A 12,114-nucleotide genomic window follows, 5' to 3' on the forward strand; every position below is an offset into this window, starting at 1 on the left:
AGAGATTAGTTCGGAAAAGTCGGACTAATAGTAACCAGAAGTAGTAACCTGTAGTAGTAAGCAACCCGGAAAGTTTGAATTTTACTTATTTTATACAAATAAAGCGCCATTAGGCATGATAAACTAGGAGTAGGGATGAACTATAGTGAGGTGCTGCTATGAAATTTGTGCTCATTTTCGGCCCGCAAGCTGTTGGTAAAATGACAGTCGGCCACGCACTTGAAGAAACTACCGCGTTGAAGCTCTTTCACAATCACATGACAATAGATCTCCTCCATCCCTATTTCGGGTTCTCCCAAGAAACATGGCGGTTAGTTGATTTATTTCGTTTTGAGATTTTTGAGGCTGTCGCGAAAAGTGAGTTGTATGGATTGATTTTCACGTACGTTTGGGCTTTAGATAAGCAAGCCGATTGGGATTTCGTGCAGAAAGTTTGTGCTATTTTCGAATCCAAAGGTGGCGAGATCTATTTCGTTGAACTTGATGCACCTATGGAAGAGAGAGTGGAACGGAACAAAACCCCTCATCGACTCGCGCATAAGCCTACCAAACGAAATGTTGCACAATCGGAACAGAATTTACTAGAAAGCATGGAAAAGAACCGATTAAACTCATTAGAYGGTGAAATCACTAGAGAAAATTACATGCGTATCAACAACGCAGKGGTAAGTCCAGAGGATGTCGCAGCCATGATTTCAGCAAAGTTTCATTTCTGAAACCCATCACACTTGGATGGAGGCATACAGCATGTTGCATATTCGAGAACTACAGGTAACGGAAGAATATCCGATTCACTTATTTCTATTAGCTGATCCAGAGCTTGCGATGGTCGAGTCCTATGTTTACCAAAGCAAATGCTACGTCTTGGAAGAAAACCATGAAATTATCGGTGCTTATTTGCTGCTTCCAACGAGACCGAAGACGATTGAACTGGTGAATATCGCAGTGATTACGAAGAAACAAGGCCGTGGTTATGGCAAGGAACTCGTGAAACATGCGGTGGAAACTGCAAGAATGTTAAATTATAAGACGATAGAGATCGGCACAGGCAATTCTGGTGTCCAACAATTGAGTCTCTATCAGAAGTGCGGATTTCGTATCTTTGGTGTGGATCTCGATTTCTTTACAAGGCATTATAAGGAACCTATTTTTGAAAATGGTATTCAGTGCCGCGATATGATTCGCCTTAGTCAGGACTTATAGGTGAGTAGGAAAAACTCCTGCAACAGTGCTAGTAAAGCACGATTGCAGGAGTTTTTCTGTATAGATAACGCCGTTCGCGTCTACTCATTATTTCCCAACTTCACTATACATATACTCATAAATGGCTCGAACTTTCTCTAGCACCCGCGGTGCATGCTGGATGAATTTCAGAGCTACAAGATGGGGAGATGGGGAGCGAGTTCTTGTGTCCATAAGGATAGCGCGAGTTTAGACGCCGCATAAGGGCCGAAGAACATTTTATTTTGCGCGGGGCTATCTAAAGTTTCAGGATCAAATCGCTTCATCGTATTGAACGCGTTAGTGGAGGTATGCACGACTCGCTTCAGCGTACCATTCTTCAAAAGCGTCTTTAACTCCATCGTGATKATATAGAGTACGACGGTTTGCAGTTCATAATGCAGTTCACGACCATGCTTCGAATACATTAACTCGGGGAAGCTGCCACCTGCATTGTTGAAAAGGAGATCAATCTTCTGCTCTTTGTTTTTAATTTGCTCTAATGCCGCCCATAAGCTTGTAAAATCACTCAAATCTGGGGTCCAGCCAACATTTTAACCAAAATATACGCTATGACATTAATACAAAACCTAAATTAATCCCTTCTTATGCAGGAGAACAATTGAAGATACATGTTGAAATTGAAGAGGAGGGAACGATTGTGGAAAATAATTGTAAGGACTTGTCGTATGTGTCCTCAGATATTTTGCTCAAAAAAATGCAGCTTTACGATCAAAAGAAGCCCGCGAAAGACCGAGGTATCGGATAATTTGCCGATTGGTCTAGGTTATACTCGTTACAGCAAACTTTAAAAAAGCTAACCGCAAATTGGATAACTTTTTTAAAGTTGCTTAGCATGTGGGATAGAAATTCACGCTATCTGGTAAAAAATTTGAAGAAATCGATGGATTTATACAGCTCATTGACGCGGTAACATACTGCTATTGTTGATTTGTATGATGAGTATGATGCTGTGGCTGAGTATGATGAGCATGATGCTGTTGATGTGGCTGAGCATGATGAGTAGGGTGTGGATGATGCGGATGCAGATTATGATGTGGATAGTAGGCAAGGTGATGATGCATAGGATGGTAAGCCACATGATGCATAGGGTGATATGCTAGATAGTGCATGGGATGATAGGCATGATGATGGTGTGGGTGATAAGCATAGTGGTGATGCGGGTGGTACATGTGTTGAGGCTGCGCATGGGAAACATGTTGTAGATGCATCGGAGATTGCTGTCCGGGATTTACGGCTGGTTGTTGATATATAGGAAGATTATCCCCCGTCCAAGTCGGAGTTTGCTGAGCTGGCATATGGGACTCCATTCTAGTCTCAGATGGATAAATCGGGAGGTTACCCTCAGTTGATGAATTTCGTTGTGTCATTTTCTTTCCCCTTTCGGTGTAGGCATACGTCATCCTATGCAAGAAAAAGTAAACAGGGCACATGTCTAAGCAAATTGGGCTTATCTTATTAATAGTTTTAAATAATCAATTGTTTCGAACATATATCCATTCTCCTATTTTTGCAATAAGGGGTTTCTTTCGTCCGGTATTTTGAAAAAGTGCATAAAAAGAGAAGTCTGGATGTACATAACGGTCCGCCAGATGGGCTGATATTGTACTACCAGGTATTCTGTGTTTATTCAGGACAGTAATAACTTCTTTCGAAGTCGCGATTCCGAGGCCGTAACCATGTCCATAAAAGAGCCCTTTTTCCATCATGACGACATTTTCTCCTTTGCCCCAGGGAATCATAGGATCGTACTCAGGGTTTTCGAAATAGAGAACGTCACCCATCACAGATTCCTCATGGATAGTCCGGTCGATCAGACGTAAATTACTGTTAGAATGCCAATTAAATAATAAAAGATCCGAAAACAGTATGTCAAAATGTCTAGGATCTATGGACTCTAATATAGCTTTGTATAAGACAACGACGACAGCCATTGAACATTCAAAACCGTATGAGGTTCCATTCGTGAATATATCCCTTATTGCATCTTGAGGAGCAACATCACTTTTCAGCTGAAACTTACCCTCATCTGTAATGGTCCAATACGTCTGGTTGCATAGCGTGTTTTTGAAATCAGCAAAATAAACACCGCTTTTACTCAGCAAACTAGAGGATTCCACGATTTGGGTTCGCATGTACAATTCAAACAACAAGGTGAATACCGAATCATAACGATACATAAAAGGGCTATTCTGCTTCTTTTGATAAATGGCGAGTTCTAACTCTGACAGCGTTCCTTCTTCAAAGGCTATTTTACTGATACCTTCGATTACAATCATGGGCTTCTCCTCATTTTAAAAAATCAACAAGCGTTTTCACCTATTTTTATGTTGAATAKGGATGTAATGTGCTTTATTATTTCCCGACACAGGTGATGGGAAATAATAAAGAGCAGATGAATACCGGGTCCAGCCGACATGCGTGAAAAATAACTCATTGACTGGATGCTGTTTCCAATTACCGATATTATCATGTGAACGCCCATTGCTTGACCATATTGGAGCATTAATCCGCTCAAATTTGCCTCATAAATATCACTGAATCAATCTGCACTTGCGTTCGTATAACTTCCTGAGTTGTTGGTACCAATAAGAAGAACCGTCATCGTATTTATCATCCGGAAGATCTCACTGTAATGAAACACATCACTTGTCTGAAGAAGACAGGTATGTCTTTGGACGAGTTGAAGCCGTTTCTAGGTCTAACTTATGAGTCCGATTTGACTGAGCATCCCGATCTACAAGTCAAGCTGCAGCAGCATAAGGAGAATATTCAAAATCAGATTAATTCCTTACAAATGATTATAGATGTGATTGATTCGAAAATGACGTCCGGCAACATGCTTCCAGAGGCATGCGTTCTTGCTGAGCCGACAAAACGGATACCGCGTTAGGGCAAAGCGGATAAGAAGGAAACAAACACAGTGCTTCCCTGTTGGGGTGGTCCTGTGTTTTTTTCGGCGCAGATTTCCTAGTAGCTGTCATACCGCTACATGCAGGCATCCATTGACTTAAAAAAGAAGCTGAGGTATACTTCAATCAACGGTTTTTTATTTAGTAAATTAGTAAATTACTAAAAGGTAACATATTTCAAATATGGAGGAATCACAATGAAAATCCCAACAACACTCAAACATAAACCTGTTATCGTAGCTGAGAACTATGCCAATATTGACGGTAGATACACGCAAAACACGGATACGCAAGGTCTTTCCTTAGGTCTAGCTCAGTGGAATGACAGAGGAAAGGTTGATATTTCGGCTAAAGTATGGCGCTACACGGGCGAGAAATGGTCACGCCAATCGGAAGAGTTGCCTTTGCACCGTGTGTTAGATCTAGCTATCCTCGTATGTCGTACGAAGCTTCATTTCCAAGAGGATGCTTATCGCTTTGAGAACGGGTATGACGCGGAGAATCCTATTATTGACAGAATCGGCCTGCAAGGGGATGCGATGACGGTAGGCGTATGTACAGATAATGAGAAAATCAATGAAGATATCAAGCTTTTCAGTCAAGCTTTGAGTGATGATGGAGAGTTGATTGGGGAACGTTTAAGTACGCTTTCCAGGATTCTAAAAGAAATGGGGTATTAATCAACATGTTAGACAAACAGAAGAAAAAGGAGCTTGCGACTACTTATAAACAAACGTTTCGTGCCATGGGTGTTTATCAAATTCGCAATACCCAGAACGATAAAATATTTGTAAACGGCAGTATGGATCTCGATGGCATGAAGAATCGGCTTGAATTTTGCAAGCAGATGAATACCAATACATTCAATGAGCTCCAGAAGGACTGGGCGACGTTCGGCGGTCAAGTGTTCGTATTTGAGGTGCTAGATCGTATTGAGCCTCGTGATGAGATCATGTTGGATGCCGCGGATCTGAAGAGTTATCGATCTGAGGTTGATGCGTTGCTTGAACTATGGCTCGAGAAGTTGGAGCCATACGACGATAAGGGTTACAATAAACGAAAACGCTAGTCTTTCGTTTACTCCATCCCAAAAGGGGGTTCCGTCATAAGCGGGCTCCCCTTTTTTTGCATAAAGAGGGAGGTTTCCTCTTATCCTATGGCGAAATGGTGGTAGATGAAAATTATTAGAAACAGCTTGATAATATTTACATAGAAGGAGTGGGAATGATGAAATACCGTCAACTTGGCGATACAGAGCTTCGAATTAGTGAGGTTAGCTTCGGTACTTGGGCGATTGGAGGAGGCTGGGGTGAGGCAAATGACGATGAATCGATTCGAGGCTTACATCGTGCCATGGAGGCAGGTGTGAACTTTTTTGATACGGCGGATGTATATGGCTCGGGTCATGCAGAAGAGCTCTTAGCGAAAGCGACGAAAKGGAAAGAAGATGAGGTACACATCGCCACGAAGTTTTGCCGTTCGGGTGATATTCATGACCTTGCGACTTACTCGGAGCAAGCGGTTCGCCAATTTGCGGAAAACAGCTTGAAACGGTTAAATCGCGAGCGAATTGACCTGTATCAAATTCACTGTCCGCCGCTAGCGATCTTGAAGGATGGTTCGGTCTTCGAGGTGCTTGAGAAATTGAAAGCGGAGGGTAAAATTCGCCACTATGGCGTAAGCGTGGAGACGGTGGAAGAAGGTTTGTTCTGTCTCTCTGTTCCCGGTGTTAAAGCGCTGCAAGTGATTTTTAACTTGTTCCGTCAAAAGCCTGCAGACCTCCTCTTTCCGCGAGCGAACGCTGCTGGGGTAGGTATTCTGGTTCGGCTTCCCCTAGCCAGCGGCCTACTAACAGGGAAATTCACGACATCTAGCACATTTGCAGCGGATGATCACCGGAACTTTAATGCGAATGGCGATCAATTTAACGTGGGTGAGACGTTTGCAGGACTGCCATTTGCGAAAGGCGTAGAACTCGCGCAGGAATTGGCATGGATTGGCGAAGGTCGTGGGAACATGGCACGTGCTGCAATGCGTTGGATTTTGGAGAATCCCCACATTACTTGTATTATTCCTGGTTTTAAGAACGTCAAGCAAATTGAAGATAATTTAGCTACCCTTGAAGTTCCGGCGTTCTCTTCGACAGAGCTAGTTCGTCTGAAGAGCTTCTATGCGACTGACGTACACGAACATATTCGTGGTGCTTACTAGCCTATTTAGAAGGGAAAGGGGTTTCAGAGGAAAGCGAAATGGATATAATAACACCACAACGTTTATATCATGGAACAACGGATAATCTCGTCAACCTTTTCAAAGATAAATTATTGGATAGCAGATATTGGCGACCTGGCCGAGATTTCGGCGAAGGATTTTATACAACCATCTCAGCAGCGCAGGCGCGAAATTGGGCACGTAAGGCAGCGGCTCGATCGATTATGGGGCATGAGCTTGCCTGTGTGCTTGAAATTGAGCTGATCTCGATTCCTGCGAAGATGGAGCCGCTCATTTTTCTAAGTGATTCCTTAGCATGGGCTGAATTTGTAATGTCGCATCGCAGTGTCATGAATAAGGGAGAAGCGGACCCATGTCACAAGCATCCGGATATCATTATAGGCCCAATGGCGGATGGTGATACTGGACGAATTATTGAAGAAGCAGTACAATTAAATAAAGATGTACATTGGTTTTATGATCAAATTTTACGCACCACACGCGGTCGGAAATTGGATGCGTTGCGTCTTGGCAATCAAGTGGTATTTTCCTCTGAGAAGTGGGAAGCATCCCTTCGGTTTGTTGGTTATAACATTTTTACGGGAGGCAGGTGGATCTACTATGAAAACACAAGTTCGGCTGAGTCTGTATGAACGCGGAATCGTTGATGCTCTTGTTCAGAGTTTCGGTTTCACCTCGCAAGGTGCTCGAAAGCTTGTTGTCGAATATGTCGAGGTCATTCGTAAATTAGGTGGCTATGACACCTGTTATGATCATGCTGAGCGATTAGTCCAAGCAACAACCAACAATTATAAGCCAGAAGAGTGGTTGAAACGAATCAATGTCCTCGCGAAGGAAGCCGTCCAAGATAAAGGCATACTTCACCTAGAGGGACGATTACACGTTCATGTACGTTAAATATGTCGAGTAGAAGCTCATCCTATGGTTGAGCTTTTTTTGTCATGACTCAGGGGAGGGAATCTATGATTGAACATATTCGCACGAGTAATGTACAGCGATTTACCGGGTTCGGTGCGTTGTATGATGAAAGCCGGCCAACTGCGCCGCAGGAATTGATCAAGATTGTGACATCTTATTTGGGTAGCAAACCTCAAACCGTTGTAGATGTAGGCTGCGGCACAGGATTATCATCGTTTATCTGGTTGAATGATGCGGAGCGGATCATCGGCGTAGAGCCGAGTGATGACATGCGCGCAGTAGCGCTAGCCAAATGGGAGAGTATGAACCAGCCAGAGGCAATTCAATTTGTTAACGGGTTGTCTCATGAACTGGAGCTGCCATCCGATTCTGCAGACGTTGTCACGTGCTCACAATCGTTTCACTGGATGGAGCCGCAAAGCACTTTGCGTGAATTCGCGCGTATCCTTCGCCCTGGTGGCGTTTTCGCTGCTTATGATTGCGATTGGCCGCCTGTCGTTGACTGGGAAATTGAGCAGCAATATATGAAGCTTACGTCGTTGGGTGATCAACGAGCTGTTGAGCTGGCACCCAAGCATGAGCAAGCACACAAATGGAACAAGGACGAGCACTTGAAGCAAATTCAATCATCGGGTTTATTCCGCTATGCAAGAGAAATTGTGTTTCATAATTGGGAGTCATGCGATGCAACCCGCTATGCCAATCTCGCGTTAAGTCAGGGCAGCTTACAATCCGCGATAAAGTTAGGTGCGAAAGAGCTTGAGGCAGAGGCAGCAGCGTTTCGCCAGTTTGTGGAGAAGGTATTCGCTGGTGAAGAACGATCCATCTTATTTGGATACCGCATGCGGATAGGCATCGTTTAGCTCTCACAGCTCTCACAGAAGAAAGAAGGGAACAGCTACGAAACTGAATGCATTTGTATTATTCTATGTCGTTATTTATATGGGGAACGCGGTTTATGGCACTTTCATGCCGGTGTATCTTAACAACGCGAAGTTTTCTCAGGAGCAGATCGGAGTCCTACTTAGTCTCGGACCCTTGATTGCCATGATTGGCCAACCTGTATGGGGCGCGTTAGGGGACCGTGCCAAATCCAAGAATCACATCCTGCGGTTATTAATTATAGGCAGCGGTATTTCGATTCTGTTCTTTCCGATCTCGCATCAATTTCTCTTTATTCTTGTCATCATTTGTATTTTTACTTTTTTCCAGACTTCCATATTTGCGCTAAGTGATGCTATTACCTTAGAGGAATTAGATCGACAGCCTACATGGAGCTTTGGCTTGATTCGGCTGGGAGGAACCGTTGGCTTCGCCATGATGTCACTCCTTTTCGGGTTCGTTGCCAAATCGTACATCGATTCCATGTTCCCGGTTTACGCTTGTACAATGGTTGCCGCTTTGCTTTGTTTATGGCGGTTTCMAGCTGCCGCTGGGCGACCAGCGAATGTGATGGGGCGGAAATTCCGTGAGCTGTTCAAAAATGGCAAACTCATGTTCTATATAGGCATGAATTTTATTATCCAAATTACGCTAGGCTATTATTATGCTTTCTTTCCGATTTATTTCAAGCAAATGGGCKGGGATAGTGTACTGTTAGGCTGGTCGATGACGATTTCGTCCCTGAGCGAGCTGCCTTTTCTATTATTTTCAGCAAAAATATTCAAGCGAATCCCTATCTCAATCATTTTACTCGTGGCTGCTCTGGCGTCATCTTTACGGTGGTTCTTATTTTCCCAGATTGAAGTGGCCCACTGGTTATTACCCGTTCAAGTCTTGCATGGCGTTATCTTTATCGTACTATCTGTGACGATTGCCACGATCATTAACCGCGAAGTACCAGCGGAATGGAAGGCAAGCGGACAAACGCTCAACGGCTTACTCAGCCTTGGGGCCGCTCGAATTATTGGCAGCTTCTTAGGTGGCTTCATGAGCGCAGCCTATGGGATGAGACAAGTATTCCTATACAGCTCATGGCTATCTATGGCGTGTGTCGTGGTGATTGGCGTCGTATTATTTACCCGAAGAAAGCACAATGAACTAGGGATATAGGTTCTCAAAGCTTTCCAGAATTGGATGTCGTCCTAGAATTCGATATGATAGTAGCATATTAGTGTAATGAAAAGGAAGTGAACGGTTATGATCGAGAATGAAGCGATTCTTACCTATGAGCCTGAAGGTCAGCAGATCTGCATGACACGCGTGTTCAATGCGCCACGAGAGTTAGTGTTTAAAGCGTTTACGGATGCGGCGCTGATCGTGGAATGGCTTGGACCCCGCAAGCTAACGATGAAATTGGACACGTTTGAGCCGAGAAGCGGTGGCAACTGGCGGTATATTCATCTGGATAGCAATGGAAATGAGTATGCATTCCGCGGCGTGTACCATGAAGTTACTGCGCCTGAGCGGATTATTCAAACGTTCGAGTTTGAAGGACTTCCGGAGAAGGGACATGTTATCCTCGAATCGGCTAAATTCGAAGAACTCGAAGACGGAAAGACCAAGCTAGTGATGGAGTCTGTGTTCCAATCGGTCGCTGATCGAGACGGTATGCTGCATTCAGGCATGGAGCAAGKGATGCAGGATTCGTATGAGCGGTTAGCAGAGCTTTTGGATCGCATCAAATAGTTGGGAGGAGAGCAGGCGCTGAGGCGACCTGCTTTTTTTCTTGAAAAATAGCATAATAAGATATCTTTTTGCGCATTCGAATATGGCGATTCCAGAACGTCTTTGATAATATATGACAAAATAGAGGAATGAAGGGATGGTAGCTATGCCATTTTTATCGCTAACGAGTTGGAGTTTACACCGAAATTTAGGTCCTTTGCGTTGGACTCGATGGGATGACAATAAGCAAACGCAATTCACGGAAGCTCAAGATCAACCAGAACTGCTTTCTTTGCTCGAACTACCAGCTATACTAGCGGAGAAGGGGTTCACCTCGCTGGAAGTGTGTCATTTTCATTTTCCAGAGATGAATGAAGCATATCTGCTTGCGCTGAAAGGGGCATTTGCGGATGCGGGACTTCGTTTTTACACACTACTGCTTGAATATGGGGATATCTCTAGTCCAGATGAGGTTCGTAGACAATCCGATATCGCATGGATCAAAGGTTGGATCGATGTCGCGGCCTTAGCAGGTGCGGAAAGAGTACGTATAATTGCAGGGGAAGCGGATCCATCGGACAGGGATGCCTTAGCACGATCGATCGAATCCCTTCGTGAGTTAGGACAATATGGGAAGGATCATGGCGTACGCGTCGTGACAGAAAATTTCAAATCTCTATCCTCAACAGGTGATAACTGTCTTGCGATTTTGGAAGGATGTGGAGAAATCATTGGATTTACATCTGACTTCGGGAATTTCAAAGGTGAACAGAAATTCGATGAGTTAGTTCAAACGATTCCACTTAGTGAATCCATCCATGCCAAAGCGCAAACCAATGCCGAGGGAGATCCTGATGAGGCGGAGTTTATTCGCTGCTTAAACATCGCTAAACAGGCTGGCTATGAAGGGCCGCTAACGCTTGTCTATGATGGCCCTGGTGATATGTGGGACGGTATTGAGCGTGTTAGGAAGCTCGCGGATCCGTATTGTTCCATATAGGAAGTGTATCTGCTCCGATGTGAAGTATGCTATGATACTAGTAATGTTATCCATTAACTAATCGCTAGAATAGGAGACTTCCACCATGACCCCAGTATGTAATTATTGCAGCAAGAACGAGGCATTAGCCAACTTAATGATTGAAATTGGACAATTGCGTGTATCCACGTTGTACTTATTCAAAGAACAGACCTATAAGGGGCGCTGTATTGTTGCTCTGAACGAGCATCACAGCGAATTCTTTCACTTGTCTCAAGAGAATCAGGATCTGTACATGCGTGATGTGGCTCAGGCAGCAGCTGCAGTGGAACGTGCTTTTTCTCCGGATAAAATCAATTATGGCGCTTTCGGCGATACGATGCCTCATGTGCATTTCCATATTGTTCCGAAATATAAGGATGGGTACACGTGGGGGAAAATGTTCGAAATGAATCCCGCGGACAATAAGCAATTGTCTGAGCAAGAATATGAGGAAATCATTGGTCAATTGAAAGAACATTTGTAGCGTCAAAGAATCCATTGACAGGAAGTATTTGGGAATATACACTTACATCACATTCAACTTTATACATATCCAAACGCAATGATTGGGACTAGTAAGGAACACCTATTGTCCAGAGAGCTGTCGCTTCGGTGGAAGACAGCCAATAGCTTCCCCAACTCACCCTTGAGCGGTAAGATCGAAGTGTCTTGTAGATCTTAACGGTTAACCTCCGTAATCAGGTCTCAAGGATTTGTAACGATTCATGTTGCGAATCAAGAAGAGTGGTACCGCGAAGGTTTAACCTGTCGCCTCTTTGTAGGCGATGGGTTTTTTGGCATTTTCAAAAAGGGAGGGAAAAATGAATGAAGAATGTGATCGATTACTATGCCAAGTTTGATGAATGGGGAAGACTAGATCGCGAACCTATTGAGCTTACGGTAAATTGGCACTACATGAAGAAGTATCTCCCTCGTGGTGGCCATGTCCTAGACAACGGGGCAGGACCAGGCAAATACGCAATGGAAATAGCGAAACTCGGCTATCATGTAACGCTTACTGATCTTACGCCTGATCTCGTCGAGATTGCGAAAGATAAAGCAAATGAGCTTGGTTTAGTAGACATGTTTAATGGTTTTCATGTGCTGAACGCAACGAGTTTAGAGGGGCTATCAGATGCAACCTTTGATGCTTCATTGATGTTGGGACCATTGTATCATTTG

Annotated in this window: 15 protein-coding genes, 2 pseudogenes and 1 other annotated feature; of the genes and pseudogenes, 15 read left to right on the plus strand and 2 right to left on the minus strand. The window is 44.0% G+C overall.

Annotated features, from left to right (window positions below):
• The first annotated feature begins 158 nt into the window (after positions 1-158).
• Together AC1DLM_RS32900 and AC1DLM_RS32905 are read left to right on the plus strand one after the other, a co-directional pair.
• Positions 159-716 (plus strand): DEAD/DEAH box helicase family protein, encoded by a 558-nt coding sequence (locus AC1DLM_RS32900; RefSeq protein ID WP_477572335.1) that lies wholly within the window; start codon positions 159-161, stop codon positions 714-716.
• A 34-nt stretch (positions 717-750) separates the two neighbouring features.
• Positions 751-1,203, plus strand: a complete 453-nt coding sequence (locus tag AC1DLM_RS32905) for a GNAT family N-acetyltransferase (RefSeq protein ID WP_441991797.1) — start codon at positions 751-753, stop codon at positions 1,201-1,203.
• 185 nt (positions 1,204-1,388) lie between these two features.
• Here AC1DLM_RS32905 and AC1DLM_RS32910 read toward each other — a convergent pair.
• Positions 1,389-1,757, minus strand: a pseudogene (locus tag AC1DLM_RS32910) (Rossmann-fold NAD(P)-binding domain-containing protein); the annotation flags it as partial.
• Positions 1,758-2,338: 581 nt separating this feature from the next.
• Here AC1DLM_RS32910 and AC1DLM_RS32915 point away from each other — a divergent pair.
• Positions 2,339-2,497 (plus strand): hypothetical protein, encoded by a 159-nt coding sequence (locus AC1DLM_RS32915; protein WP_441991787.1) that lies wholly within the window; start codon positions 2,339-2,341, stop codon positions 2,495-2,497.
• 220 nt (positions 2,498-2,717) lie between these two features.
• Here the strand turns inward: AC1DLM_RS32915 and AC1DLM_RS32920 are convergent, their stop codons facing one another.
• Positions 2,718-3,521 (minus strand): protein-glutamine gamma-glutamyltransferase, encoded by an 804-nt coding sequence (locus AC1DLM_RS32920; protein ID WP_441991788.1) that lies wholly within the window; start codon positions 3,519-3,521, stop codon positions 2,718-2,720.
• A gap of 320 nt (positions 3,522-3,841) precedes the next feature.
• On the opposite strand from AC1DLM_RS32920, the pseudogene AC1DLM_RS32925 reads away from it, so the two are divergent.
• The 12 genes and pseudogenes from AC1DLM_RS32925 to AC1DLM_RS32980 all read left to right on the plus strand — a co-directional run.
• Positions 3,842-4,135: pseudogene (locus AC1DLM_RS32925) on the plus strand (MerR family DNA-binding protein); the annotation flags it as partial.
• Positions 4,136-4,351: 216 nt separating this feature from the next.
• A complete protein-coding gene (locus AC1DLM_RS32930; RefSeq protein WP_171635990.1) occupies positions 4,352-4,834 on the plus strand; it encodes a DUF6530 family protein in 483 nt (160 codons plus the stop codon).
• Between the two features lie 5 nt (positions 4,835-4,839).
• Positions 4,840-5,223, plus strand: a complete 384-nt coding sequence (locus AC1DLM_RS32935) for a GIY-YIG nuclease family protein (RefSeq protein WP_477572336.1) — start codon at positions 4,840-4,842, stop codon at positions 5,221-5,223.
• A gap of 158 nt (positions 5,224-5,381) precedes the next feature.
• On the plus strand, positions 5,382-6,365 hold the full coding sequence (locus tag AC1DLM_RS32940; protein WP_477572343.1) for an aldo/keto reductase: 984 nt from the start codon (positions 5,382-5,384) through the stop codon (positions 6,363-6,365).
• A 38-nt stretch (positions 6,366-6,403) separates the two neighbouring features.
• Positions 6,404-7,018, plus strand: a complete 615-nt coding sequence (locus tag AC1DLM_RS32945) for a DUF3990 domain-containing protein (RefSeq protein ID WP_171635994.1) — start codon at positions 6,404-6,406, stop codon at positions 7,016-7,018.
• A complete protein-coding gene (locus tag AC1DLM_RS32950) occupies positions 6,987-7,283 on the plus strand; it encodes a hypothetical protein (protein ID WP_477572337.1) in 297 nt (98 codons plus the stop codon). Before AC1DLM_RS32945 ends, AC1DLM_RS32950 begins: the two co-directional genes overlap by 32 nt.
• Positions 7,284-7,348: 65 nt before the next feature.
• Positions 7,349-8,167, plus strand: a complete 819-nt coding sequence (locus AC1DLM_RS32955; protein WP_477572338.1) for a class I SAM-dependent methyltransferase — start codon at positions 7,349-7,351, stop codon at positions 8,165-8,167.
• Positions 8,168-8,210: 43 nt separating this feature from the next.
• Positions 8,211-9,356 carry an MFS transporter gene (locus tag AC1DLM_RS32960; protein WP_477572344.1) on the plus strand — a complete coding sequence of 382 codons (1,146 nt, stop codon included), beginning with the start codon at positions 8,211-8,213 and terminating at the stop codon, positions 9,354-9,356.
• Positions 9,357-9,443: 87 nt separating this feature from the next.
• A complete protein-coding gene (locus AC1DLM_RS32965; RefSeq protein WP_477572339.1) occupies positions 9,444-9,932 on the plus strand; it encodes an SRPBCC family protein in 489 nt (162 codons plus the stop codon).
• 145 nt (positions 9,933-10,077) lie between these two features.
• Positions 10,078-10,911, plus strand: a complete 834-nt coding sequence (locus AC1DLM_RS32970; RefSeq protein WP_477572340.1) for a sugar phosphate isomerase/epimerase family protein — start codon at positions 10,078-10,080, stop codon at positions 10,909-10,911.
• A gap of 85 nt (positions 10,912-10,996) precedes the next feature.
• Entirely contained in the window at positions 10,997-11,416 is a 420-nt protein-coding gene (locus AC1DLM_RS32975; protein WP_477572341.1) for an HIT family protein, read from the plus strand.
• Positions 11,417-11,485: 69 nt separating this feature from the next.
• Positions 11,486-11,711 (plus strand) — a binding site (T-box leader).
• A gap of 46 nt (positions 11,712-11,757) precedes the next feature.
• Positions 11,758-12,114, plus strand: a 357-nt coding sequence (locus tag AC1DLM_RS32980) for a class I SAM-dependent methyltransferase (RefSeq protein ID WP_477572342.1), incomplete at its 3' end; no start/stop codon positions are given.

The sequence above is a fragment of the Paenibacillus sp. 01T442 genome (assembly GCF_056398345.1).

Excerpts from the sequence above, each read along its gene's own strand:
- AC1DLM_RS32920 (WP_441991788.1), bottom strand. The coding sequence starts at position 3,521 with ATGATTGTAATCGAAGGTATCAGTAAAATAGCCTTTGAAGAAGGAACG.
- AC1DLM_RS32955 (WP_477572338.1), top strand. The coding sequence starts at position 7,349 with ATGATTGAACATATTCGCACGAGTAATGTACAGCGATTTACCGGGTTC.
- AC1DLM_RS32950 (WP_477572337.1), top strand. The coding sequence starts at position 6,987 with ATGAAAACACAAGTTCGGCTGAGTCTGTATGAACGCGGAATCGTTGAT.
- AC1DLM_RS32935 (WP_477572336.1), top strand. The coding sequence starts at position 4,840 with ATGTTAGACAAACAGAAGAAAAAGGAGCTTGCGACTACTTATAAACAA.
- AC1DLM_RS32975 (WP_477572341.1), top strand. The coding sequence starts at position 10,997 with ATGACCCCAGTATGTAATTATTGCAGCAAGAACGAGGCATTAGCCAAC.
- AC1DLM_RS32970 (WP_477572340.1), top strand. The coding sequence starts at position 10,078 with ATGCCATTTTTATCGCTAACGAGTTGGAGTTTACACCGAAATTTAGGT.
- AC1DLM_RS32915 (WP_441991787.1), top strand. The coding sequence starts at position 2,339 with ATGCTAGATAGTGCATGGGATGATAGGCATGATGATGGTGTGGGTGAT.
- AC1DLM_RS32945 (WP_171635994.1), top strand. The coding sequence starts at position 6,404 with ATGGATATAATAACACCACAACGTTTATATCATGGAACAACGGATAAT.
- AC1DLM_RS32930 (WP_171635990.1), top strand. The coding sequence starts at position 4,352 with ATGAAAATCCCAACAACACTCAAACATAAACCTGTTATCGTAGCTGAG.